Origin of the sequence: Pelomonas sp. Root1217, from assembly GCF_001425705.1 — a bacterium.
Taxonomy (GTDB): Bacteria; Pseudomonadota; Gammaproteobacteria; order Burkholderiales; family Burkholderiaceae_C; genus Pelomonas.
The window spans coordinates 341,247-363,605 of sequence record NZ_LMDC01000012.1; the positions used below are offsets into that span (position 1 = coordinate 341,247).

Genomic DNA, 22,359 nt, shown 5'->3' on the forward strand with positions numbered 1-22,359 from the left:
TGTGGCGATCGATGGTGCTTGGTGTTGACCTGCCCAGCAAGGCCGGCACTCATCAGCATTGATGAATGCATTCAGTCGCGGCTGGGAAGCGTCCTGGCCCAACCCAGCACCTCATCGAGGTTCAGTTGGAGGCTCGCATAGGCCGGGGTCAGCTTTTTGGTCGGCACCAACAGTCACGCACGCGCAGCCGTGATGATTTGCAATGTGCTATCCGAGCCGCGGTGGCGTATTCGCCTCAAGTCGTTGTTCAAACTTCTCGATGAAGTCTCGAAGCGACATGCCGATCGCGCAGACCCAACTGCGTAGCTCAAGTACGTCCAAGCGTCGAACGCCGCGCTCCACGCGACTGATGTGCGTCTGCTCCCAGTCGAGTCGGTTTGCAAGCTCCACCTGAGTCAACCCGGCCTCGACGCGGAGTTCGACAAGCAGCTCCCGAAGTAGCGCGTGATCTTGAGTGTGGAGGTTTTTCTGCATCGGCCGTCACGGAGCGGCCGACACATTGATCGCTGTGGAAAAATAGACGAAAACAGTCTATTCTGTCGGTGCGTGGCCTCACATTGCGCCCGCGGTGCGAGCGCCACCCACCCCATCAGGAGCAAGCGATGAACATCTCCCAGATCAACGCCGAGTCTCGATTCGAGGTGCTCTGCCGCTCGTACGTCTGCGCGGTGTTCGAGGTGCTCGAGTTCCACATCCAGAGCGATGCTGGCGTTCAAGCCACGCAACTCTTCTGGGCGGTCGGCGTCCTGGCCGACCACAAGTCTCACTACCTGGGCGCCTGGCACGTGCAAGACCCCAAAGACGCCGGGTGGCGCGCCATCGTCAGCGACCTTCAGGACCGCGGCGTCGAGCGGCTGCGCATCGTGATTGGCCCGGATCCCGTGGAGATCCGAGCCACGATGGCGCCTTGCTACCGTGACTGCGCTGTATTGCCGGCGTCTGCGGCACTTGCCCATCCGTTGATCGAATCGACGCTGGCGGGCCATCGCCAGTACGTCGAGCGCGCCCTTGAGGTCGCTAATTCTTTGAGCCTGCACCTGAAGCGGGCCGCAGATCGCCACGGCCCCTTCGCCGATGTGGCTGCCGCCGCAGCGCTGCTTCGTCTATCGGCCGACCGCTGCATCTGTCGCGACGGGCTGGATCCGTCTGTGCCCGTGCACGTCTGGCGCTCGACCGAGCCCATGGCGCCAACCGCGGCGGTCAACTGACCGGCCTTCTTCGGGGCAGGCCGTGAACATCAAGAAGGCCCTCGCCAGCATTCGTGCTGCCCTGTTGCGCCGCGGGAACTCGGCGCAAGACGCCGAGGACCTGGTCCAGGAAGCCTGGGTGCGCTTAGCCGGATACCAGCGCGAGCAGGTCGTGGTGCAGCCCGAGGCCTTCATGATGCGCACCGCGCTGAACCTGTCCATCGACGCCCACCGCGCCCGGGCGACGCGTGGCGACGAAGTGCTCGTGGAGGAAGCGGTCATCATCGATCTCGCGCCCACGGCCGAGGATTCGATGCTCGCCAAGGAGCGCCTCGCGCGGCTCAGCGAGGGTCTCAGCCGGTTGAGCGAGACGAGTCGGGCCATCCTGTTGGCCCATCGCCTGGACGGCCTGACCTACGGCGAGATCGCGCGGGCGCAAGGCGTGAGCGTCACCACCGTGCATACGCACATTGCCAAGGCCACCCTTCAGCTCACCAATTGGATGAAAGGCTGGTAGCTGTGTCGTCAGACGGAGCGCCCGGCGAGCCAGGCCCCATGTGCAACTCGATCTCAGCAACGTCTGAAGTCGGCCTCGGCCTAGTGCAGGTCAGCCACGGTGCCGCAGCACTTCTTGAACTTCTTCCCGCTACCGCACGGGCATGGTTCGTTGCGGCCCACCTTGGTCTGCATCGAGCGGGCCATCGTGCGTTCAGCGACAGCGCGCCTGAAGTGCAGCCAGTGCTCGTGCATGTCCAGAACGGCCTGCGGGATTTGCTGCGCCAACTCGGCCCGCATGGCCGGCGTCCTGGTCAGTTCGTCCTGATCTGCTCCGTACTCGTCTTCGCCGAGCAGGGCAATCGGTCTGAACTGGGCTTGTCCTTGGGGTGTTGACAGCAAAGCCTGCCAGTCATTCCAGCAAAGCCTCATGCCCTGGACAAAGCCGTAGGCCCATCCCTCTGCGTCGTCATACTCCCGCTCGTCACCGGTGTAGGTGGCGATTGACCAACGAGGTGTGATCTCGTTCGGGTCAGCCTCCAACCCGGCAATGATGCCGTTGAAGTGGCGCATGACCAGGCCGAGCACGTGGTTCAACCGCTCAATGGAATCCATCGGCGGCATCATCTCCGCGGTGCCCCAGATCTTGGGCAGCCACTGCCTGGGATGCAGCGTGATCGGACCAATCGCTATGGCGTGCAAAAAGCCATCCGCCATGTCCACGGTCATCCCTTCGTCCGTGTCCACCTCATAGAGCAGGAAGTGATCGAGCTCATCGAACTCGTCTTCGGACAACGGTGAAAAGGGGACGGGCATGACATGGGTCTGGGCTGCGAACACGCCCAAGATTCTCCCCGCAGTCACGCCGATGAGAGACCACGCTTGGATCACCTACGTCGTTGACCATGAGGGTGCAAGGGCAAGTTCTGTTGGCCGCTTGCGATCCGAATGTCGCCACTGCGGGGTACGGCCGGTCTTCTCATTCGCCATCGAATCCGGTGAACTTCGTGGCATCGACCTAGTCGCGCAGAGGCACGCCTATGGCGAGAGTCAAAGCATCAGTGTTGTCGATGGAAATGTTGATCGTGCCTCGCTCTACCCGACCGAGGTCGCCATGAGGGACGCCGGCGTCGCCCGCGGCCCGACGAATAGCGTTTATCGGCGTGACTCTTCCCCGCCGCTCGACCCCGGCGCAGATATTCCCCCGGGGCGAGCTGGCCATCGAACCTGTGCCGGGCGGCCATGCTGGCCTGCGCATGTTGGCGGTTGACGGACGGACCTCCGGCAGGTCGGTTTTAGGCGAGCGTCGCGGTGGTGCGAGGCGAAGGCGTTCGGTCCGGTATTGCCAGAGGGGGGCACGTCCATCTTGAAGGTCGCCTGCCGTACGGCGGCTCCCTGCCGACGTAAGCGAGGTCATTTGCAGACGTTTTTGCAACCAGATGAAACGGCGATTCTGCTCTGTTAGAGGGGCAGGACCGGCGGACGTTTGAGGCCCCGAAGTTTTCGCGTTGCGAGTTCAGTGATTTCCCGAGCGCACCTTGAGCGCCATCGGAATGCTGCTGCCAACGTTCGGCTTTCGATCCCTCAAGTGCCATCTGACGGCTGGTTGAGTGGTCTGCCGAGCCCTCGGGAACCGGTGGTGACGTGAATCAGCGCATCTGGACAGTTAGCCGTCCAAGGCCTGCAATCACCGCCGTGGTCATGACGCCGCGGATCCGCTGATCGAGCGGCGCTGTGTGCGTGTTATGGCCAGGGGAACTGACATGAACTCAACAGGCGATCGGGCCGACGAGCCGTTCGGCACAGAAGAACCCATCGCTGTACCGGCGCAAGCCGGCAGGTTCCCACGGCGTTTCAACTTCAGGGAGCACCTGATGGCAATTTGGTCAACCCATCGCAATCCTGCCCTATGTGCCCTTGGCGGCCTTGCCCTTGGCGCGCTGACCGCTGCAGCCATGTACGCGGCGGGCGTGTTGTTTCTGATGGCGAACCAGGCCGATCCAGCGCAGGCGGGCATCACCAGCATCTTCGACTACTGGAGGTGGTACGCGGACGAGCCGCAACAGCACGTGCGGCTCGTGTCCGCCACCGTCAGGTCGGCAGGCGCAGTTCTCGTGGTGCTTCAGGTCGCGTGGGCGGCCAGTTTCGTACCCTGGCGCCGCCTGCTCGAACTCTTGCGCCGCCAGCGCGTGGCGGCCAGGTTTGCCAGCGTGGCTGAGATCAGACGTGCGGGTCTCCTCGATCATGGAGGCGATCCCAGGCTCGTCGTAGGAACACACAGGGCCAACTGCTTGAGTCTGCCCGGTGGACAGCCGGTCATGTTGTTCGGTCCACCCCGCAGTGACAAAGGGGTGGGAATGGTGATCCCGAACCTGCTGTGCTGGGCCGACTCCGTGGTCGTGCTGGATATCGACGGCCGGTACTTCGATGTCACCGCGGGCTTTCGAGCGGGCGGCCAGCCCGTCTTCACGTTTTCTCCGTTCGACGAACAAGCGCGAAGCCATTGTTGGAATCCGCTGTCAGCCGTTCGCGATGACAAGGAGCACCGCGAGGCCGACCTGCGGGTCATCGCACAGGCGTTCTTCCCCAGCGTCGGTCAGGAAAGCTCAGACGCGTTTTATTACAAGATCGCTCGCAGTCTGTTTGTCAAGCTGGGCCTCATCCTGTTCGAGTCACCGGAGTTGCCGCGCACGATCGGAGAGATGCTCAGGCAAGCGTCTCGCCTGCGATCCCTGATGCTGTGGATGGCCAGGCAACGTCGCGAGGACGGCAGATCGTTGTCTCCAGAAGAAGCCGACATTCTGGCAACGGATTTCGATAACCCACAAGGCATTTGGTCGCACGTCGTCGCCACCTTCAAAGAAGCGCTGTGCATCTTCGGCGAGATGAGCGTGGATGCGGCCACCAGTGGCGACGACTTCCGGCTCGAGGATGTTCGGCGCCGCCGGATGTCAATCTACGTTCGTGTCCCGGCCGGGCGCCTCGGCAGCGCCAAGCCGTTGCTGAACCTGTTCTTCTCGCAACTTGTGGCTCTGAACACGCGGCAGGCTCCAGTGCAGGATCCGGCTTTGAAGTACCAATGCCTGGTTGTGAACCAGGCGTCCACCGCCCTGGGACGCGTTGAGTCCATCGCCTCGAAGGCCGCCGTTTTCGGCGACTACAACTTGACGCTCCTTACCGTCGCCCAGTCCATGTCCGAGCTGAGCGCCATGTACGGATGGGAAGAGGCGCGCCGGTTCGCGGCAAACCATGCGGTGCGGATCTTCTACGCGACGCTCCTGCGGGGTGATGCCCACGAGTACAGCGCCATGCTGGGTTGTCGCAGCCAAAAGGCGATGCCACTTGGCCTGGCCCGATGCGCGTCCAGACACTTGCGCAGCTTCTTCTTGCGCGATGAGCGCAGACCACGTCGACCGTTGCTGTTTCCCCAAGAGTTCAAGGAACTGGGCAGCGAGCTGTTGGTCTTGGTCACACAGAACTGCAGACCGGTGTTGGCACGCAAGATCCGCTATCACATTGACGCGGATCTGAATCAGCGGCTGCGACCGCCACCGATGGTCCCACGCCTGGACATGCAACGGCACATGGTGCGCGTTCGGCGTCGGAAGTCCGATGTGCGCGAGCCTGTCGATGAGCACTGCCCGGCCGGCAAAACCTCGGGTTCGCCTCTGGTTCGAGACCTCGCCGCGCTGTCGGCCCGCCTCGAGAAATCGCACGAGAAGGCGGCTCAGGACATCAGGACTGATCATCGCTTTGCAGAAGACGAGGGCATCACGAGGCACTGACGCGGCTCACGGTGGCGTTGGGGCTGGCGTCATTGCAGCCCTTGTCGGACGGGCCGCTCGAGCGACGTCAACGGTTGAGTGAAGAAATGGACAAGGTAACAAGCAACAGGGAACCGGAGCAACTCATGCTGTGGGACGCATTCACGGCATTGCCCGAAGGGGGCACGCCTGACCAAGAGCCGGAGCCTGGCGTGATTGAACGTCACAAGCTGCAGTTCGTCCTTGGCAGCCTGGGTCCGCGCCTGCGTGCGGAGGCGCGGCGGCAGCGGACCACGATGGCTGACATCGTTCGACGAGCCACGCTGAAAATGCTCGACGACATCCAGGGGCGGATGGACGCGGGGGGCATCGCGCAGCCCTTTGAGCATTCCGCGCGCAATGTGCACTTCCACCTTCACATGCCGCCAGCGTTCGCAACCGAGCTGACCGAACGGGCACGTGCAGCGTTCATGACGCGCGGCGAGTTCGTGTGGTCGTTGCTGAAAGGCATCTCTCCTCCTGCGCTGCCACTGGACCACGCGGCGGCGGTGCAGGCGCTGAGGAACTCCACGGATCGCCTGGCGGCGTTGTCTACCGACCTCAGTGAGTTGCTGCGCCTTTTCGCTAGGCAGACGCCGACCTCGGAGTCGCTGGCGTCACAGCAGGCGAACGTCAGGTCGCTCGACCACGAGGTCCGCAATCACCTGAGGACCGCTTCGGTGCTGATTGCCGAACTCAAGCCCTATCGAAGACCGAGGTGGTAGACATGGCTCGCAACATCGATGGTGTTCTGGTCCAGTGGGGCGACAGGCTGTTCTACCCCGGCAACCGTATCGTGAAGCCGGATCCGCCGCCTTACCTGAATCGACGGGCGGCCGTCATCCGCGGGCGCATCTCGGCGCTGGTGAGGCGTGCGCCGCAGGTGATCGTCAAGATCAGCGGGGGCGGCAAGGGCATGGTCGCGATCGCAGCGCATATGCGCTACATCACCCAGAGGGGCCGGCTGGGGTTCGAGGACGATCGTGGGACGATCCGTGAAGGCCGCGAGGCGCTGCGCGACCTGGTCGATCAGTGGCGCTACAGCGGCAGGTTCATCGCTGACGTTGAGACGCGTCGCGAAGCACTCAACCTTGTGCTGGCGCTGCGTGCTGGTACCGATGCCGACCTGTTGAAGGAGGCGGCGCGCGACTTCGCCAGGATCGAGTTCGCCGGGTACCGCTACGTCATGGTCCTTCACAAGCACCAGGCCAGTCCGCACGTGCACCTCTGCGTCAAACACGAATCGATTGCGGGCGAGCGCCTGAGTCATGGCATGGGGGACATCAAGCGCTGGCGTGAGACGTTTGCCGACAGGCTGCAGGCGTGGGGCGTCGACGCCAGCGCGACCCGCTCGGAAGTGCGTGGCGCGACGCGGCATTTCGATCCGGTGTGGCGCTTGAAGGCCAACGACGATGGACGCATGCGCGTCCGCAGCCCCGACACCAAGAACGGCAGATCCTTCCAGAAGCGCTGTGCGGACGCCATGTCGAGTTGGGCGAACATCCTTGCGGCGCTGCAGGACTCCGAACGGGACGATGACCGCAGGCTGGCCGTCCAGGTCGGTGAATTCCTTCGTGACACGCCCTTCATCAAGGCGCTGCTTCGGGATCGTCCGGAACTCATGCCGGAGACGAGCCGTGCTCGCGCGAATCGAGAGCCGAAGCGGACGCTGGAAATCCAGCCCCGGGTTCGTCCGGACGTGGAATGGGAGCGCTGAGCGGCAAGCGCCCCGCGGCCAGAGCGGGCGGGCACATCGCAGTCCTCCATGGGCGCGACCGACCGCTCCGCCCGCGTCGATCGCAAGCGACACCAAGGTCGGTACGGCGGCACTGGCCGGCGAAAACTGTCCGCGCACGCGTTGAGCGCGCGATGCCCGGACCGCGTGGCGGTTGCTCGTTTCGACGTGCAGCGCATCCCTTCGCCTGTTGCGGCACGTCGAGTTCGCCGCCTTCTGGTGCAGGGTTCTGCCTCGGGTGGTGGCGGCCTCATCAATTCTTGGGATGAGCCTTCCCCCCAGCGCCGCCGATCATTCGCCCCCTTTAGGCTCAAAGGGGAGTAAGACATGAGCGTGCCACTGCGTGCGATAGCAGCCTTCGCCGTGCTGGCGTTGGCCGGCTGCGCCAACTACAAAGCGATCACCAACTTCGCTGGCGAGACCACCAAGATGACGGGTGCCGTGCGGCAGGAGATCCAGCAGGTCGCCAAGCTGTGCAACGACGCCGCGGACGTGCGCGTTCTGCTGTCCGAATCAACGCCAACGGGCGATGTCGAAGCTGCCAAGGAACTCAAGAAGAGCTGTGGCTTGACGGGTGACGCCACCGTCGCGTTTCAAGACGTCACCGTCGACACCCTGGAGCTCTACGCCAGGACCCTGCTGGCGATGGTGGACGACAAGCAGTTCGAGGTTCGCAGTTCCATTCAGGGAACGGCCAAGAAGCTGGGCGCACTCAAGGACAAGGACGGCGCTTCGATCGTCAACCCCAAGAAGGTCACCGCTGTCGCCAGTGTGTTGTCGCTGCTCGCTGACGTCCTTGTGAAGGCCGAGCGTGAGGAAGGCATCCGGCGGCTGGTGGCCGCAGGGCCGGACCTCGTGGCCAACGCGCGCGTCTTGCGAAACTTCTTTGTCGACGAGGCCCAGCAGTCCAACTACGACGGCTGGCTGACCACGACCGCGCGCGTGTCGCGGGGCAGCGAGATCAGTGTGGGCATGGGAAAACCCATGGCCGTGGCGGAGCCCATCCGGACCGCGGAAATGCGCCGCCAGATCGGGGTGACTTCGAAGGCGATCGACTCCCGCCTGGCCAAGGCGGGCAAAGCCGGCGATGTGCCCACCAAGATCGTCGCCGCCATCGACGCCTGGATTGCCTCTGTGCCGGTGTTTCAGCAAGAGGCGCTCAAGTCGGACCCGCGGGCGCTGCTGAACCAGTTGGACGATTTCCGGACCAAGACACTTGAGGCGCGGGATGCCATCGAGGCGGGCTTTTAAGCATAGGAACAGAGCATGAGCACCGAAGCGAACAATGAATCCACAGCCACTTCCGGGCCTGGGCAGCAACTCATCGCGGTCGCCCAGGTCGGGGATCAGCTTGACGAAGCCTCGCTGGCCTCGTTGAGGACGTTCCTGAACGACCAGCTCGATGCGCTCAACGAGGAATTGGAGAAGGCGACCGCGCAGGACGTCATCGAGGCCATCCTGGCGGTGCAAGACCGCCTGGCAGCGAAAGCCACCGCGCTCACCGGCTTGAGCATCCTCTTGCAAGCAGGTGAAGCGAAGATCTCAGCGGAGCACATCAAGTCGGCGGTCGATGCGGCACAGCGGGTGATCGACAAGGTCAAGAGCGTCAAGGCCAAGCTGGCCAAGATCGGCGCCGTCATCGACTTCGCCGCAGCGGTGCTGACGGGCAACGGCAAGACGATCGTGGAAGGCGCGCAGACCTTGAAGGAAGCGCTGAAATAGGTGGAGCAGCCGAGCTGGGTTGAGGCCGTAGTGCGTTTGCACTACGAAGCGACCATGAAAGACGCTGTCATTCCCCAAGTCCGTGTCGAGTCCGAGCTGCGCGCCAGCCTCGACGCGGTGCTTCGTCCTGGCGAGACACTGACCGACTTCGTCGAGGTCGCTGTACGCAATGCCGTTGAGTACCGGCGCGTTCAGACTGACTTCGCTTCGCGTTGCGACGCATCGCTGGCCGAGTATGAGCGCACAGGTGTGTCCATCCCTGCCGCCCAGGTCATCGCCAAGCTCGAAGCCAAGCTGGCCAAGCGCCGCAAACAACTGGGCGGATGAGTTACGCCGTCGAATTCACGCAAGGCGCTGAAGACGATCTGCTGCGGCTCTACGACTTCCTGCTCAATCGCGCCGAAACGCTCGAAGAACTGGATGTGGCCGACGGGGCGGTCAAGGTCATCCGACAAGCCACACTGAGCCACCTGGCGACAACGCCGTACAGCTACCGCAGGGTCGGTGCCCGGTCGACGCTGCGCGAACTCATCATCCCGTTCGGCACCACCGGGTACATCCTGCGCTTTGAGATCTGCTCGCCCGAATTGGTGCTCGCGATCGGCGCACGCCATCAGCGCGAGGAAGACTTCTATTGACCTGTCCAGGCAACCCGCAGGCAAAGCGGTGCGTGGTGGATCGGACAAAAGCAGCCCCGCGACAACACTGAGAACGCCGAAGGTCGCGGCATGCCAGTACGGAAGGCTCGATGCGAGGCGAGCGCAGAGCCGCCGCCCACCGCTGTCGTCATGGTCCCCAACACGAACGTCACTGCCAGGTATGCAGGCTGCGCTGCTATCGCTGCGATATCGGCTGGTGTACTGGTGTCGCCGGGACAAAGGACCAGTACGGCGATGCCCGACACCGGTCCAGCGCAAGCATGGTGATGAGCCCAACCGCGAGGGCCCGCGCGCTGAGGCGAGGAAATGCCATTGAACTCTTGTCGGCTGACGTGAAGCGTCGCAGTGAACCAAACCAGCCGAGGATTGCGTTGCGAACTCTTCCGATGCCGGCCGGCCGTCGGATGCACTCGGTTGGTTGCGTAACTAGACATCAATCGGTTCGGAGATGTCCAGGGCATGGGACTCGCTTGGGTGGACTTCACGGTGTCCTCCTTTGCGCGGACAGATCGTTCCCTCTCGGATATCACCCCAGAGTTCCGTGAACTAAAGTTCAGTCGCAATGCGACTGAACTTCGCAGTTCTTGAACCCACTTAGGACCCAATCAATGGTCAAGTCACTTTCTTCCATCCTCAATCAAATCGAACGACTGCAGAAGGAGGCCGCCTCCATTCAGTCCGAGGTCATCGACAGGATCCAGAAGGAGATCACCAAGTACAGCCTCACGCCTGAGCAACTGTTTGGCCAGGCCACGGCTCGTCGGGCCGCAGTCGTCAAGCCGAAGCAAAAGGCCGCGCCGCTGGTGCGTGCGGCTAAGTTTGCCGACGGCGCCGGCAACACCTGGGGCGGTATGGGCAAGCGGCCCGAATGGCTGCGCCAGGCCCTGGAAGCTGGCAAGGCCTTGGAAGAGTTCCTGGTTGGAGGTGCGGGCGCGAAGGCCTCGTCTGCGACCAAGGTTGCCAAGCGGTCTGCCAAGAGGAAGTCAAGGACCGCTCCGGCGGTCACGGCGTCCTCGAAGAAGCGCGCTGTCGCGAAGAAGGCGTCTGGCCGCAAGCCGCGGGCCAAGCCGGCCGCATCGGCTGCCGCGTAAGCGGTTCAGTCCCCGACGGCGAAGCAGCCATCCGGTGAGCTAGCCCACTGAGCCACCGGACACGGTCCATCATTTGTCTCTGGGGATGGGAGCTTGGCTGTGAGCATGCCCAGGCGCACGGGGTCTGTGGAGGTCTGATCACCGCTCAGCGGCGCAGGTGGTGGTCGGTCCAAGACAAGGCGGCACTCGTTCGATGCACGTACAAGCCCCCTCAAGGGCGCGATGGAGCTTGCAGCCAAATTCACCTGCTGCGCCGCCCCGGTCGGCCGCGTTGACAAGATGCTGGCGCAAGGTGGTTCACCCGGGACGGACTGAACACGTTGGTTCGCGTTGCCGGCGGCTGATACGCTGCGCTGATGGCCACCCGCAAGACCACGATACGCAGGAAACCCACGCCCGCCTACGCCTACCGACTTCTGGTGAAACTGGAAGGCAGCGAGCCGGCGGTCTGGCGCCTGATCAACGTGCCCGGCCATATGACGCTGGCCGACCTGGACCGCGTCATTCAGGCAGCCATGGGCTGGACCAACAGTCACCTGCACCAGTTCGGTATCAACGGCACGCTCTACGGCATTCCGGATGACGAATGGCCAGACGCCATGCCCGTGTTGCCCGATGGCGGATACAGCCTCGACGAGGTGATAGGCACATCGACCGAGGGGTTTGCGTACCAGTACGACTTCGGCGACAGCTGGAATCATGACGTGACGGTGCAAGGCGTCGAAGTCGCCGATGAAATGCGCAACGGTTGGCCGATATGCCTGGCCGGTGCCAACGCTTGCCCGCCTGAGGATGTCGGCGGACTCAGCGGCTACGAGGACTTCCTGCAGGCCATGCGGGACCTGTCCCACCCGGAGCATGACGCCATGCGGCGATGGTATGGCGGTCCCTTCGATCCGAAGAGCTTCGACATCAATGCCGCCAACCGGGCTATCCGCGACTGGCTGCTCGACCTGCCCTGAATCGGATCGAGCGTAGTGAACGCAGCCATCAATAGGTGGATGCCGGCCATGTTGCCGCCGTGGCGCGTTTCAACATGGTGGGCGGTCGAGGCCGGCGGCCTGAGCGAGGCGGTATCGGCAAAATGGGGCCCATGCGCATCAAGCTGATCGAAGAGCTGCCCATGGCGACCAGCGCCGAGCTGTACCAGCTCAGCTGGGTCATCGAGCAACTGCTGGCCGACCCGCGACGCCTCGTGCAGGCACGCGCGCAGCTGCACACCGGCCAGCAGGTGCAGTACCTGCATTGGACAGACGGCAAGCTGCACTCGGGACGCGTCGTGGGCATGCACGGTGACCAAGTGGCCATCCATGATCCGGCCTACAGCAAGCCCTTCAAGGTGCACTATGGGGCGATACTCACCGAGCCTGGTGCCACCTCAACCGGCACGGGCCCGGCGTCAGCGCAGGCTCAGCCTGACAAGCCCCGCCCGCCGCCGGAGATCGCCGGTCGCGCAGACTTTCGTGTCGGCAACCGCGTGAGCTTCACCGATACGAACCTGCAGCACCGCGTGGGCTTGATCGTGCGCATCAATCAACACACCGCCACATTGGATAGCGACGGCCAGAAGTGGCGCGTTGCCTTCGGATTGCTCCGACATCTCGTTGACGTCTGATCGACAAGGCGCCCAGCAAGGTGCTCCGCCAACTGTTGCCCGTGATCTGATGGATCGCGTGCGACGCACTGAATTCTTTAGGAAGCCTCTCTCAATGACCCGCCAACTGCGCATTTCCCCTCTGCTCCCTTGCATTCTTGCAAGCTCGATCCTGATCGGCTTGGCGGGCGCCGCCAGCGCCGCGTCGCACGCCAAGCCCCATGCCGCAGCTCACAAGGCGAAGAAGGCGGCCGCGTCCACCGCGCCAGAGATGACCACCGACGCCAGCGGACAGTCGGTGCCGGTGCTCGAGAACAAGGCGTGGGTGCTGATGGACTTCAACACGGGCCAGCTGCTCGCGTCGTCCAACCCGGACGAACCGCTGCCGCCGGCGTCGCTCACCAAAATGATGACCAGCTACCTCGTCGAGCAGGGCCTCAAGAGCGGCAAGCTCAAGCCTGACGAGATGGTCACCATGAGCGAGAGCGCCTGGTGCCGCGGCGGCAAGGACGGCGACAGCTGCATGTTCGTGCCGCTCAACGAGAAGGCCTCCTTGATGGACATGCTGCGCGGCGTCGTCATCGCCAGTGGCAATGACGCCTCCAAGGCGCTGGCCGAACATGTCGGCGGCTCGGAGGCCGGCTTCGTCACCCTGATGAATGCCGAAGCCGCCAAGCTCGGCATGACGAAGACGCACTTTGCGAACGCCGCGGGCCTGCCCGACCCCAACAACAAGGCCTCGGCGAAAGACCTGGCCGTGCTGGCCGCAGCCATCATCCGCAACAGCGCCGAGTACTACCCGATCTACGCCGAGCGCGAGTTCACGTACAACAAGATCAAGCAGGGCAACCGCAATGCACTTCTGTACACCGACTCGACCGTCGACGGGCTCAAGACCGGGCACACGGAGGACGCCGGCTATTGCCTGACCGCCTCGTCCAAGCGCAATGGCATGCGCCTGATCTCGGTCATCATGAACGCGAACAGCAAGCAGGCCCGCGCCGACCAGACCCGGGTGTTGTTCAACTGGGGCTACGCCAATTTCGAGGAAGCCACGCCGGCCCAGGCGGGCGTGGCGCTGGCCAACGCCAAGGTGGTGTACGGCGTGGCCCCAGAGGTCGCAGCTGGCATTGCACAGCCATGGACTCTGGTGATCCCGAAGGGGCAAGGGGCCGCGGTCAAGACCGAGGTGTCGCTGAATCCGGGCCTGGAGGCGCCGATCGCCAAGGGTGCCGTCATCGGCAAGGTGGTCGCGGTGGCCAACGGCAAGCAGCTCGGCGAGATGCCGATCGTCGCGCTGGCCGATGTGGAGCGCGCCGGCTTCTTCTTGCGCATCAAACAGCGCATCGCCGGCTGGTTCTCGAAGTAGTGCGCGGCGGGGTGGTCAGGCGTCAGCCCGTTCCAGCGCCAAGCCGCGCTGCCATGTCGGCCAACCCCTTCAGCGCCTTGTCGAGCACCTGCTGCGAAAACCCCGGCGGGAGTTCTCGCTGTGCCTGCTCGATGACCCGCGGCGTGAGCGCCAGGATGCGCTCGACCAGCGGCTCTGCGGAGCCCAGCCCGCACAACTGAGCCGTGCTGTCGAAATGCCGCCGCTGGATCTCGAGGATCTTGCTGTGCCTGTTCTTGCCCTGCAGGCTCATGGCCAGCCTGGCTTTGTGCATGTTGATCTGGCTGGGCGCGGGGCCGGCCACCGGCCAGGCAGAAAGTACGTCGTAGAAGGGCGCCAGCCGGTAGCGGCCCTGCGGCAGGAGCTGGAGGCTGAAGTTCTTGGCGTGGCCGTCGATGGCCGCGAGCATCCAGAACAGGATCTGCGCGCTGATGAAGTTCTCCACGTCGGCCTGGGCGTTGGGGTTCACGCTCAGGCGCAGCTTGCCCGCGATCTCGACGATGCCTGGCCCGCCGTCGCGCTCGTACTTGGCCGTCGGTGGCAGCGCAAAGACCTGGCAGAAGTCTTCCTGCGGCAGGCGCAGCCACCAGGCGCCCTGGCCATCACCCGTGGCCGGCACCAGGCGCCGGTCGAAGCGTTCGACGATCAGCGGGCGGTGCTTGCCGAAGGTGGCGATCTGGGCCTGCGGCACGGGCAGGCCGTACAGGCCGAGCAGACGCAGGCACAACCACTCGTTGTCGACTGACGCCGTGAAGTCGATCTGCCGGCTCTGCCCGCCGATCAGTCCGAGGGGCAGCTTGAACAAATGCGTGGTGGGCGTGGCGCCTTGCGGCCGGCACCACTGGCCCTGGTGCCACAGCAGCGCGGTCTTGTCCTGCGCACCGGCGATGGAGATGCGGAACTCGGCGTCGCCGTCCGCGGCGGTGGCCATGCCGCCGGTCGGCGTCACGGCGCGGTCCAGGGCCTGTTCGACGCCGGCTTCGTCCAGCGGCTCGGCATCGATGCGCCGGACGTCGGGTGTCTCGGCGTTTACGGGCAGCAGCTGCAGCGCGCCGACGCAGTCGCGGCCAATCTCGGCCAACAGGTTGAAGGGGCTGGTGTCGGCCAGCCGGAAGCGTGACGCGATGCGCCGGCGGATGGGCTCGTGGTCGGGCAGCAGGTTGTCGAAGTAGCTGCCGACGGCCGTGGAGGTCAGCGGCACAGGCGCCAGCGGCAAGGGGAGGGACAGCGACAACGGCCGCGCCTCGGGCGCAGCCAGCCAGGCCGGGTCGTAGGCCAGCTCCATCGGCCCGCGCGTGGGGATGCGCCATTCGCCGACCCGAAGGCCGTTCATCCAGAGGGACAGCGCCTTGGCGTGTGAGGGACGACCAGCCATGTCACCACTGCGCCGCGGGGGCGTCTGCGGCAGGGCTGTCGGCGTTGGCGATGAAGATTTCCAGGCCCAGGGCCTGGGTCAGTTCGAACAAGCGCTGGACGGTCAGGGCGCCCAGGCCCGATTCGAGTTCGGAGAAGCGGTTCGCGCTCAGGCCCATCCGCGTGGCCAGTTCGCCTTGGGTGAGCCGGCGGGCCTTGCGGGTGGTCTTGAGCAACACAGCAAGCTGCTCGGGCGAGTGGACAAGGCGGTGCGTCATGGGGGCGAATCTCGATCTATTTTTGCGTTGTATCGATTTGGCCGATATAAGTCAAATATCGACTTTGCCGATAAAAAGAAAATATCGACGAAATCGATCTTTCAGGGCTTGGGTGATACGCCCAAACCCTTCGCCGCCCACCACACGCCGCCCCACAGGTGGTCCAGATACCGCCCGTCGCGGTACATCTCGCCGTTGTGCCCCAGCGCCGTGACGAACACGCGGCCCTTCTCGACCGCGTGCCACCAGCTCACCGGGTGGTCGGCGCCCATGCCGGTGGCGACCTGGCCGGGCCAGATCTTCTTGGGGTCGTACGTCCGCTCGTCCACCGCCAGCACGGGGTTGATCTTCACGCCGTGCGGGTTGCTGAACTCGTACCACTCGTCTGACCAGATCCACTTGTCCGGCAGGCCGAAGGTGGCGGGGTGGGAAGCGTCCACCTTGGTGACGACGGCCGTCTGCAGCATGGGGTGGATGACGAAGCAGCGGCCCACCAGCTTCTCGTACCACGGCCAGAGGCCCGGCTTGCTGATGATGGCGCGGTGCACGACGACGGCGTTGCCGCCCGCCTTCATGTAGCGCTCGAAGCCCGCCCGCTGGGCCTCGTTGAATTCCTCGCCGGAGCTGTTCAGCAGCACCACCGCCGCGTACTTGCTCAGGTCGCCCTCGAAGGCGCCGGGCTGGGCCGTCCAGGTCAAGTCAAAGGTGTGCAGCTTGGCCAGCTTCTCGAAGCTCTCGCGCGCCACCGGGATGTACTCGTAGTGGTACTTGGTGGGCATGGCCAGCACGAGGACGGCGAACTGCGTGTCGGCCGCCAGGGCCGGCGTGCTGGCCACGGCGGCGGCCACCGCGAGGGCGTTCAGGGTTTTCTTCATGGTGCGGCAGATTCTTCCAGCAAGCTGGGCAACGTTGCCATCGATCAATCGCTTGATGTTTACGTCAAGTTGGTGCAATATTTGCAGGAAAATTGACATAAATATCAAATGCAAACCCTCCAAGAGCTTGGTCAGTCCGTGGCCGGCCTGCGTTGGAAACTGAAGCTGAAGCAGGCCGAAGTTGCCGAGCGTGCGGGCATCAGCGCTGAATCGCTGTCGCGCTTCGAGCGCGGGCGCAGTGCGGAATTCGGGTCGCGCAAGCTGTTGGCCGTATTGGCCGTCCTGGGCGCCGAGCTTGATGTGATCCTCACGGGGCAGTCGGGCACGCTGGACGAACTGCGCCGCGAGCGTGCTGCGTCGCCTGGGCGCCGGACCGATGCCGAGCCCTCATGAAGCTCGCCGTCTCCGTGCTTGGCCGCGAGGTCGCCCTGCTGGAGCAGCAGGGCGACTTTCGCAGCGTCCTCGCCTATCACCCGCATGCGGCGGTGGACGACTTGGTCTCGCTGACCATGCCCGTGCGCACGGAGTCCTACGTCTGGGACGACCAGCTGCCGCCTGTCCTGCAGATGAACCTGCCCGAGGGCTATCTGCTGCAAGTGCTGCAAGAGCAGTTCGGCCCGCACGTAGGCGCCAGCCCGGTCGCGCTGCTGTCCGTCATCGGCCGCAACATGGTGGGCCGGCTGCAAGTGGCAGCTCCGGGTGCGACGCTGGATGAGCCGGCGCGACCTGTCGAGGTGGCCGACCTGCTGCGCGGCGACAACTCCGAAGAGGCCTTTGCCGAACTGGTGCGACAGCACGCGACCAGCGGCGTCTCGGGCGTGGTGCCCAAGTTCCTTGACGCGCAGCAGGAGGCAGCGCCTTTGGCCGCCCACCGCAAGGCCAGCGTCGTCACACGGCGCCACATCATCAAGGGCTCCAGCAGGCAGCTGCCCTTCGTCGCACTCAACGAGCATCTGTGCATGCAAGTGGCTGCCAGGCTGCTGCCCACGGCCCGGACCGAGGTGTCGGACGACGGGCAAGCCCTGGTCGTGCACCGCTTCGATGTGGACGAGCAAGGCCAGCCCCACTGGGGCATGGAAGATTTTTGCGCCCTGCTGGGGCTGCGCCCGGCCGCCAAGTACGACACCACCTGGGAGCGCATCGCCAAGGCTGTGCGCGACCACATCCCCGGCGAGCGGCGGCTGGCCACCTTCCGCCAGCTGGCCACGCTGTTGCTGCTCACCTACGCGCTGCGTAACGCCGACTGCCACGCCAAGAACCTCGCGCTGCTGTACACCTCGCGTGCCGACGTGCATTTGTCGCCCGCGTACGACCTGCTGACCACCAAGGTGTACGCGGGCTTCCAACACAACCCGCCGGGCATCGAGTTCATGGGCAAGAAGACCTGGACCCCGGGCAAGAACCTGCAGCGCTTCATTGCGGCCAACTTTGGCATTCAGCCCAAGGAGCAGCTTCAGATCGTCGAGGCCATCAGCGATGCGGTGGCCGGCGTCGGGCCGCTGGTGAGGCAGGCCATGGCGGACCATCCGGCCTTCAACGACATCGGCAAGCGCATGCTGATGGCCTGGGCCGAGGGCGTTGAAGGACTGCGGGAGCCGCGCAGCTATGCGGTGGGCGAGTGGAAATCGGGAGCCGCCTTCGAAGGCTTCTCGGCGCCGCCCAAGCTCGGGACGAACGCGAGCAAGATCGGCCGCTCGCCGTTGTTGGGCAAGCGTTAGAGCGCCGCCGACGCCCGCAACCAGCCGCCCAGCTGCCGCATGGCCGCGGGCGTGCGCGCCAGGCTGCGGTGGTTGGTGCCGGCGAGCTGATGCACGGTGACGGCCGCGCCGGCGCGCTGCAGGGCCTGCACGAGGGTGTGTGAATGCGCGTGCGGCACCTGGCGGTCGCGCTCGGCCAGCAGCACCAGCACCTCGCAGTTCAGCGCCCGCGCGGCGGCGACGCTGTCCAGCGGCGAGCGCAGCCAGGGCGTCAGCGGCGCGAGCAGCGGGTTGCGCCGCAGCCCGCGCGCAGGCTTTTCAGCGGCGTGACTTGGTGGGCATGGCCAGCACGAGGACGGCGAACTGGGTGTCGGCGGCCAGCGCGGGCGTGGCAGCGGCTGCGGCGCCCAGCATCGCGGCGGCAGCCAGCGCCTGGGTCTTCGTCTTGGTGCTCATCGCGCGGCCTCCTTGCCCAGCAGCCCGCGCATGCGCAGCCAGTCCTCTGCGCGCCGCGGCCAGGCCGACGCCGTGCCCAGGCCGTCGCGCATGCCGATGCCGTGGCCGCCCTGCTCGAAGAGGACCATCTCGGCCGGTACGCCGGCGCGCGTGAGCGCCTGGTAGTACAGGATGCTGTTCTGCACCGGCACGGACTTGTCGCCTTGCGTGTGCAGTAGCAGCGTGGGCGGCGTGGCGGACGTCACCTGCTGATCCACGGACAGCAGCGCCAGCAGCGCCGGGCTGGGCGCGTCGCCGAGCAGTGCGCGGCGCGAGCCGGCGTGGGCGGCGGGGTCGGCCATGGTGATGACGGGGTAGACGAGCACGGCGAAGTCCGGCCGGGCGCTGATGTTGTCCAGCCCGGCGCCGGTGCGGCCGTCGGCATGGTCGAACAGCGTGCTGGCGCTGGCCGCCAGGTGGCCGCCGGCGGAGCTGCCCATCACGCCGATGCGTCTGGGGTCGACACCGAACTCGGCCGCGCGCGAGCGCACCAGGCGGATGGCGCGCAGCACATCCTGCAGCGGCGCGGGGTGGCCCCACTCCTGCAGGCGGCTTTTGAGGATGAAGGTGGTGATGCCCAGCGTGCTCAGCCAGGCAGCGTACTGGTGCCCCTCGCGGTTGGCCGACAGGTAGCTGTAGCCGCCGCCCGGGCACAGGATCACGGCGGTGCCGTTGGGCCGGTCGACGGCGGGCGGCACAACGGCGAGCGTGGGCACCGACACGTTGGAGATGCTGCCGCCGGCTTCACGCTCGGGACCAAGGTCGCCGCGCGTGGCGGGGGCATCAGCCCGCACGGCGGCAGGCACGCCTTCAGGCCAGAGCGGCAGCACGGCCGGCGGGGCGGCGAGGGTCATCATGGGCAGCAAGGTCGACAAGAGCAACAGGCGGCGCTTCATGCCGGCGCAGTGTGCCAGCGCGCTGCCCGCTTGGCACAGGGCGCTCAGCAACGCTCAGCGCTGTGACGAAAACGCGGCTCCAGCAACCACCCGCCCAACTGCCGCATGGCCGCGGGCGTGCGCGCCAGGCTGCGGTGGTCGGTGCCGGCGAGCTGATGCACGGTGACGGCTGCGCCGGCGCGCTGCAGGGCCTGCACAAGGGTGTGGGAATGCGCATGCGGTACCTGGCGGTCCTGCTCGGCCAGCAGCACCAGCACGTCTGCACCCTTCACCGCAGTTGCGGCGGCGACGCTGTCCAGCGGCGAGCGCAGCCAGGGCGTCAGCGGCGCGAGCAGCAGGTTGCGCCGCAGCACCGCGCGCAGGCTCTTCAGCGGCGTGATCAGCGCGACGCTGGCCACCGGCCGGCCGGCTGCGGCCAGGCGGGCGGCGAGCTGCATGGCCACGCCGGTGCCCAGGCTGCGTCCGGCCAGGTGCAGGGCGGTTGACGGCAGTCCCAGCCGTGCCAGTCCCCAGGCCGCGGCGGCTTGCGCGTCGGCCACGCAGGCAGCTTCGCTCGGCCAGCCGCCACTCTCGCCCAGGCTGCGGTAGTTGAAGGCCAGCAACGCGCAGTCGTCGGGCAGCCAACCGGCGAGGTCGGGCGTCCAGGCGACGTGCTCGTTGCGCCCGCCGAACCACAGCAGCAGGCGGCTTGGTTGCGGGGCATCCACTGGCTGGGTCAGCCAGCCCTGCAGGCGCACGCCGCCGGGGCGGTCCAGCCAGACGGCTTCGTTGCGCCTGCGTGCCGCCGCCGGGCCGGGGTCGGTGCGGCGGATGACCCAGGTGCGGCCGAACAGCAATTTGCCCTGCAGGCCGATGAGGGCGGCCGGCAGGGCGAGCAGGAGAAGGAGGGCCCAGGTCCAGGGCAGGAGAGCAGTCAGCGGTGGCATGGGCGCGGGGAACCTCGGCGGCGTGGAACGCCGAGGCTAGGCCGCTTGGATGACAGCGTGGTGAGCACCGGCTTCAGCGTGTGCAAGGCGCCGCGTTGCCCAGGGCCACGCGCGGCGCCGGCGCTGCGGCGGCCCTGGGCGCCCAGACCGTCAGCGCCAGACCGATACCCACCAGCGCCGCGCCGGCGATCTCGTTGGCATGCGGCGCCTCACCCATCACGGCATGCACGGCGATGACCGACACCGGCACCATGTTCAGGAACAGCGTGCCCAGCGGCGCGCCAAGCTTCTTGACGCCGGCGTTAAAGGCCAGCACGGCCGCGACGGTGGGCACCAGGGCGATGTAGACGAGCTTCGGGCTCAGGTCCAGCAGCAACTCGGGCGACGGCGCCTGGGCCCAGCCGAGCAGCGTAGCCAGCAGCGCGACCAGCGCCAGCCCCGGCAGGGCGGCGATCGCTGTCAGCGCGGTGTACTCCAGCGGACTATGGTCGGGCACCTTGGCCATGGCGCGGGTGTAGAGCACCCAGCCCAGCGTGCCGGTCAGCGTGATCGCGTCGCCCAGCAGCATGCGGGCATTGATCTCGCCAGCCTGGCCCAGCAGGTTGGCCACGGTGGCAACGCCGGCGAGCGCAAGTGCTGCGCCGAGCAAGGCGCGCAGCGGCGGGCGTTGGCCGTCCAGCGCCCAGCGCAGCGCCATCGTCGTGAAGGGCATGGTGGCCATGATGACGGAGCCGTGCGAGGGCAGCGACAGGCGCAGGCCGTGGAAGACCATGATGCTGAACACGCCATAGCCGGCCAGGCCGACGAGGCTGTGGCGCAGGGCATGCCGGCGCAGCTTGGCCCAGGGCTGGTGGCCGGCGAACTGCACGAGCAGGGCCAGCACGGCGGTCGCCAGCGTGTAGCGGGAGAAGGTGAACCAGACGGGGTCCAGCTGGGCCACGACGGTCTTGCCGATCAGGAACAGGCTGCCCCAGGTGGAGGTGGCAAAGAGCAGGGCGGTGATGGCGCCGGGCCGGGTGTTGGCGGTCATGGAGGGTCTCCAGACGAATGTCGATGCCTTCACTCTCGGCGCCTGGCGCGAATTCATCCATTCGTTTCGGCCGACCGCCCCGTTCGGAAAATCCACACCCTGGCCATGCGCTGCATGTTCAGAATGCCGGCCATGGAGATCTACCAGCTCAAGACCTTTGTCGCCGTGGCCACCGAGGGCAACCTCACGCGCGCCGCGGAGCGCGTGTTCACCAGCCCGCCGGCCGTCAGCGCCCAGCTCAAGGCGCTGGAGGACGAGTTCGGCGTCAAGCTGTTCGAGCGCAGCGCCCGCGGCATGGCGCTGACGGCCGCCGGCGAGCGCCTGCTGGAGGAAGCGCGCCGCACGCTGGCCGCGGCGCAAGGCATGCAGGCGGCAGCCGCGCAGATCCGCGGCGAGGCGCGCGGCCAGGTGCGCATGGGCACGGTCAGCGACGCGGTAGCGCTGCGCCTGGGCGAGGTGTTCGTGCACCTGGCCGAGCACCATCCGGGGGTGCAGCTGCAACTGCAACAGATGGTGTCGCTGCGCGCCATTGCATCCGTGCGCCGCGGCGAGCTGGACTGCGCCTGCGTGCTGCACGAGCATGCCGAGATCGAGGGCCTGGAAGTACGGCGCCTGCAGGCCGCCGAGATCGTGCCCGTGGTGCCGCAGCGCCTGCTGATACACGGCGGCCTGCCGCCCGACCTGGCCGGCCTGGCCGCCCTGCCCTGGGTGACGACGCCGCCCGACTGCGGCCTGCGCAGCCATCAGGAAAGGCTGTTCAGCCAGGCCGGTGCCGTGCTGGAGGTGGGCCTGCAGGCCGACACCGAGGTGGCGGTGCGCAGCATGGTGGCGGCCGGCATGGGCGCCGGCATGGTGCGGCGCGACCAGGCGGCGCTGATGGAAGACGCCGGCCAGGCCCGCATCTGGCCAGGCTGGTCAGCGCCGACCTGGTTCTGCTGGATCAGCAGCCCGGCGGCACTGGCCGTGCCTGCCGTGGGGGCGGTGCGGGATGCGGTGGCGTTGACCTGGGTTTGAACGATCGCAGATCACGAGCACGCGGCGAGGCGCGACGTCGAGGCGACCCCCAAGGTCCACACGCCATCATGCGGAATCGTCCTACACCTCTAGGGCGGCAAATACCTATCCTCGCTGTCAGG

The 22,359-nt window shown here is 66.0% G+C and carries 26 protein-coding genes; 16 read left to right on the top strand and 10 right to left on the bottom strand.

From position 1 onward, the window contains the following. Positions 1–207: 207 nt before the first annotated feature. A complete protein-coding gene (locus ASC95_RS10485; protein ID WP_057297665.1) occupies positions 208–474 on the bottom strand; it encodes a helix-turn-helix domain-containing protein in 267 nt (88 codons plus the stop codon). A gap of 128 nt (positions 475–602) precedes the next feature. On the opposite strand from ASC95_RS10485, the gene ASC95_RS31845 reads away from it, so the two are divergent. Further along, positions 603–1,208, top strand: a complete 606-nt coding sequence (locus ASC95_RS31845) for a transposase (RefSeq protein ID WP_057297666.1) — start codon at positions 603–605, stop codon at positions 1,206–1,208. Between the two features lie 22 nt (positions 1,209–1,230). After that, positions 1,231–1,704 carry an RNA polymerase sigma factor gene (locus ASC95_RS10495; RefSeq protein ID WP_057297667.1) on the top strand — a complete coding sequence of 158 codons (474 nt, stop codon included), beginning with the start codon at positions 1,231–1,233 and terminating at the stop codon, positions 1,702–1,704. 80 nt (positions 1,705–1,784) lie between these two features. Here ASC95_RS10495 and ASC95_RS10500 read toward each other — a convergent pair whose 3' ends face one another. After that, positions 1,785–2,522: a UPF0149 family protein gene (locus ASC95_RS10500; RefSeq protein ID WP_157256116.1), complete on the bottom strand. Its 738-nt coding sequence runs from the start codon at positions 2,520–2,522 to the stop codon at positions 1,785–1,787. 923 nt (positions 2,523–3,445) lie between these two features. Between ASC95_RS10500 and ASC95_RS10505 the strand changes: the two genes are divergently transcribed. The 11 genes from ASC95_RS10505 (at position 3,446) to ASC95_RS10555 (ending at position 13,655) form a co-directional block, all read left to right on the top strand. Beyond that, positions 3,446–5,467 carry a type IV secretory system conjugative DNA transfer family protein gene (locus tag ASC95_RS10505; RefSeq protein ID WP_162250753.1) on the top strand — a complete coding sequence of 674 codons (2,022 nt, stop codon included), beginning with the start codon at positions 3,446–3,448 and terminating at the stop codon, positions 5,465–5,467. A gap of 125 nt (positions 5,468–5,592) precedes the next feature. Continuing rightward, the gene (locus ASC95_RS10510; protein ID WP_235537885.1) at positions 5,593–6,210 is read left to right on the top strand and encodes a hypothetical protein; all 618 of its coding nucleotides are present in this window, start codon (positions 5,593–5,595) and stop codon (positions 6,208–6,210) included. A gap of 2 nt (positions 6,211–6,212) precedes the next feature. Continuing rightward, positions 6,213–7,202 (top strand): hypothetical protein, encoded by a 990-nt coding sequence (locus tag ASC95_RS10515; protein ID WP_057297671.1) that lies wholly within the window; start codon positions 6,213–6,215, stop codon positions 7,200–7,202. A 381-nt stretch (positions 7,203–7,583) separates the two neighbouring features. Then, complete coding sequence (locus tag ASC95_RS10520; RefSeq protein ID WP_157256125.1) at positions 7,584–8,471, top strand: hypothetical protein; 888 nt, start codon at positions 7,584–7,586, stop codon at positions 8,469–8,471. 15 nt (positions 8,472–8,486) lie between these two features. Then, complete coding sequence (locus ASC95_RS10525) at positions 8,487–8,942, top strand: hypothetical protein (protein WP_057297673.1); 456 nt, start codon at positions 8,487–8,489, stop codon at positions 8,940–8,942. Between the two features lie 54 nt (positions 8,943–8,996). Further along, positions 8,997–9,269: a YlcI/YnfO family protein gene (locus ASC95_RS10530; RefSeq protein WP_057298325.1), complete on the top strand. Its 273-nt coding sequence runs from the start codon at positions 8,997–8,999 to the stop codon at positions 9,267–9,269. Next, a complete protein-coding gene (locus tag ASC95_RS10535; RefSeq protein ID WP_057297674.1) occupies positions 9,266–9,580 on the top strand; it encodes a type II toxin-antitoxin system RelE/ParE family toxin in 315 nt (104 codons plus the stop codon). The genes ASC95_RS10530 and ASC95_RS10535 overlap by 4 nt, the downstream gene beginning before the upstream one ends. A 629-nt stretch (positions 9,581–10,209) precedes the next feature. Next, complete coding sequence (locus ASC95_RS31355) at positions 10,210–10,692, top strand: H-NS family nucleoid-associated regulatory protein (protein WP_057297675.1); 483 nt, start codon at positions 10,210–10,212, stop codon at positions 10,690–10,692. Between the two features lie 356 nt (positions 10,693–11,048). Continuing rightward, the gene (locus ASC95_RS10545) at positions 11,049–11,654 is read left to right on the top strand and encodes a plasmid pRiA4b ORF-3 family protein (RefSeq protein WP_057297676.1); all 606 of its coding nucleotides are present in this window, start codon (positions 11,049–11,051) and stop codon (positions 11,652–11,654) included. A 131-nt stretch (positions 11,655–11,785) separates the two neighbouring features. Then, positions 11,786–12,307, top strand: a complete 522-nt coding sequence (locus ASC95_RS10550) for a hypothetical protein (RefSeq protein ID WP_057297677.1) — start codon at positions 11,786–11,788, stop codon at positions 12,305–12,307. A 94-nt stretch (positions 12,308–12,401) separates the two neighbouring features. Then, on the top strand, positions 12,402–13,655 hold the full coding sequence (locus ASC95_RS10555) for a D-alanyl-D-alanine carboxypeptidase family protein (protein WP_082567680.1): 1,254 nt from the start codon (positions 12,402–12,404) through the stop codon (positions 13,653–13,655). A gap of 22 nt (positions 13,656–13,677) precedes the next feature. Here the strand turns inward: ASC95_RS10555 and ASC95_RS10560 are convergent, their stop codons facing one another. The 3 genes from ASC95_RS10560 to ASC95_RS10570 form a co-directional block, all read right to left on the bottom strand. Beyond that, positions 13,678–15,048 carry a HipA domain-containing protein gene (locus tag ASC95_RS10560; RefSeq protein ID WP_057297678.1) on the bottom strand — a complete coding sequence of 457 codons (1,371 nt, stop codon included), beginning with the start codon at positions 15,046–15,048 and terminating at the stop codon, positions 13,678–13,680. Position 15,049: 1 nt separating this feature from the next. Continuing rightward, the gene (locus ASC95_RS10565) at positions 15,050–15,304 is read right to left on the bottom strand and encodes a helix-turn-helix domain-containing protein (RefSeq protein ID WP_057297679.1); all 255 of its coding nucleotides are present in this window, start codon (positions 15,302–15,304) and stop codon (positions 15,050–15,052) included. 101 nt (positions 15,305–15,405) lie between these two features. Continuing rightward, positions 15,406–16,179, bottom strand: coding sequence for a ThuA domain-containing protein (locus ASC95_RS10570; protein WP_057297680.1), 774 nt, complete (start codon positions 16,177–16,179; stop codon positions 15,406–15,408). Positions 16,180–16,287: 108 nt separating this feature from the next. On the opposite strand from ASC95_RS10570, the gene ASC95_RS10575 reads away from it, so the two are divergent. Beyond that, on the top strand, positions 16,288–16,572 hold the full coding sequence (locus ASC95_RS10575) for a helix-turn-helix domain-containing protein (RefSeq protein ID WP_057297681.1): 285 nt from the start codon (positions 16,288–16,290) through the stop codon (positions 16,570–16,572). Continuing rightward, entirely contained in the window at positions 16,569–17,897 is a 1,329-nt protein-coding gene (locus tag ASC95_RS10580; protein WP_057297682.1) for a type II toxin-antitoxin system HipA family toxin, read from the top strand. Before ASC95_RS10575 ends, ASC95_RS10580 begins: the two co-directional genes overlap by 4 nt. Here ASC95_RS10580 and ASC95_RS31850 read toward each other — a convergent pair. The 5 genes from ASC95_RS31850 to ASC95_RS10600 form a co-directional block, all read right to left on the bottom strand. Beyond that, complete coding sequence (locus ASC95_RS31850) at positions 17,894–18,178, bottom strand: alpha/beta hydrolase family protein (RefSeq protein ID WP_369820610.1); 285 nt, start codon at positions 18,176–18,178, stop codon at positions 17,894–17,896. The genes ASC95_RS10580 and ASC95_RS31850 overlap by 4 nt on opposite strands. A gap of 16 nt (positions 18,179–18,194) precedes the next feature. After that, entirely contained in the window at positions 18,195–18,332 is a 138-nt protein-coding gene (locus tag ASC95_RS31855) for a hypothetical protein (protein ID WP_235537886.1), read from the bottom strand. Further along, positions 18,329–19,267: an alpha/beta hydrolase gene (locus ASC95_RS10590; protein WP_057298327.1), complete on the bottom strand. Its 939-nt coding sequence runs from the start codon at positions 19,265–19,267 to the stop codon at positions 18,329–18,331. Before ASC95_RS10590 ends, ASC95_RS31855 begins: the two co-directional genes overlap by 4 nt. 44 nt (positions 19,268–19,311) lie before the next feature. After that, positions 19,312–20,193 (bottom strand): S9 family peptidase, encoded by an 882-nt coding sequence (locus ASC95_RS10595; protein ID WP_057297684.1) that lies wholly within the window; start codon positions 20,191–20,193, stop codon positions 19,312–19,314. Positions 20,194–20,266: 73 nt separating this feature from the next. Next, entirely contained in the window at positions 20,267–21,223 is a 957-nt protein-coding gene (locus tag ASC95_RS10600) for a DMT family transporter (RefSeq protein ID WP_057297685.1), read from the bottom strand. A gap of 132 nt (positions 21,224–21,355) precedes the next feature. Here ASC95_RS10600 and ASC95_RS10605 point away from each other — a divergent pair, with 132 nt between their 5' ends. Beyond that, positions 21,356–22,237, top strand: coding sequence for a LysR family transcriptional regulator (locus ASC95_RS10605; protein ID WP_057297686.1), 882 nt, complete (start codon positions 21,356–21,358; stop codon positions 22,235–22,237). The last annotated feature ends 122 nt before the right edge of the window (positions 22,238–22,359 follow it).

Bases quoted from the DNA above. Each gene is read 5' to 3' on its own strand.
- ASC95_RS31855 (WP_235537886.1), bottom strand. From the start codon at position 18,332: ATGAGCACCAAGACGAAGACCCAGGCGCTGGCTGCCGCCGCGATGCTG.
- ASC95_RS10485 (WP_057297665.1), bottom strand. From the start codon at position 474: ATGCAGAAAAACCTCCACACTCAAGATCACGCGCTACTTCGGGAGCTG.
- ASC95_RS10560 (WP_057297678.1), bottom strand. From the start codon at position 15,048: ATGGCTGGTCGTCCCTCACACGCCAAGGCGCTGTCCCTCTGGATGAAC.
- ASC95_RS10570 (WP_057297680.1), bottom strand. From the start codon at position 16,179: ATGAAGAAAACCCTGAACGCCCTCGCGGTGGCCGCCGCCGTGGCCAGC.
- ASC95_RS10600 (WP_057297685.1), bottom strand. From the start codon at position 21,223: ATGACCGCCAACACCCGGCCCGGCGCCATCACCGCCCTGCTCTTTGCC.
- ASC95_RS31355 (WP_057297675.1), top strand. From the start codon at position 10,210: ATGGTCAAGTCACTTTCTTCCATCCTCAATCAAATCGAACGACTGCAG.
- ASC95_RS10550 (WP_057297677.1), top strand. From the start codon at position 11,786: ATGCGCATCAAGCTGATCGAAGAGCTGCCCATGGCGACCAGCGCCGAG.
- ASC95_RS10565 (WP_057297679.1), bottom strand. From the start codon at position 15,304: ATGACGCACCGCCTTGTCCACTCGCCCGAGCAGCTTGCTGTGTTGCTC.
- ASC95_RS10595 (WP_057297684.1), bottom strand. From the start codon at position 20,193: ATGCCACCGCTGACTGCTCTCCTGCCCTGGACCTGGGCCCTCCTTCTC.
- ASC95_RS10505 (WP_162250753.1), top strand. From the start codon at position 3,446: ATGAACTCAACAGGCGATCGGGCCGACGAGCCGTTCGGCACAGAAGAA.
- ASC95_RS10510 (WP_235537885.1), top strand. From the start codon at position 5,593: ATGCTGTGGGACGCATTCACGGCATTGCCCGAAGGGGGCACGCCTGAC.
- ASC95_RS10580 (WP_057297682.1), top strand. From the start codon at position 16,569: ATGAAGCTCGCCGTCTCCGTGCTTGGCCGCGAGGTCGCCCTGCTGGAG.
- ASC95_RS10545 (WP_057297676.1), top strand. From the start codon at position 11,049: ATGGCCACCCGCAAGACCACGATACGCAGGAAACCCACGCCCGCCTAC.
- ASC95_RS10530 (WP_057298325.1), top strand. From the start codon at position 8,997: ATGAAAGACGCTGTCATTCCCCAAGTCCGTGTCGAGTCCGAGCTGCGC.
- ASC95_RS10605 (WP_057297686.1), top strand. From the start codon at position 21,356: ATGGAGATCTACCAGCTCAAGACCTTTGTCGCCGTGGCCACCGAGGGC.
- ASC95_RS10590 (WP_057298327.1), bottom strand. From the start codon at position 19,267: ATGAAGCGCCGCCTGTTGCTCTTGTCGACCTTGCTGCCCATGATGACC.
- ASC95_RS10515 (WP_057297671.1), top strand. From the start codon at position 6,213: ATGGCTCGCAACATCGATGGTGTTCTGGTCCAGTGGGGCGACAGGCTG.
- ASC95_RS10535 (WP_057297674.1), top strand. From the start codon at position 9,266: ATGAGTTACGCCGTCGAATTCACGCAAGGCGCTGAAGACGATCTGCTG.
- ASC95_RS10525 (WP_057297673.1), top strand. From the start codon at position 8,487: ATGAGCACCGAAGCGAACAATGAATCCACAGCCACTTCCGGGCCTGGG.
- ASC95_RS10555 (WP_082567680.1), top strand. From the start codon at position 12,402: ATGACCCGCCAACTGCGCATTTCCCCTCTGCTCCCTTGCATTCTTGCA.
- ASC95_RS10575 (WP_057297681.1), top strand. From the start codon at position 16,288: ATGCAAACCCTCCAAGAGCTTGGTCAGTCCGTGGCCGGCCTGCGTTGG.
- ASC95_RS31845 (WP_057297666.1), top strand. From the start codon at position 603: ATGAACATCTCCCAGATCAACGCCGAGTCTCGATTCGAGGTGCTCTGC.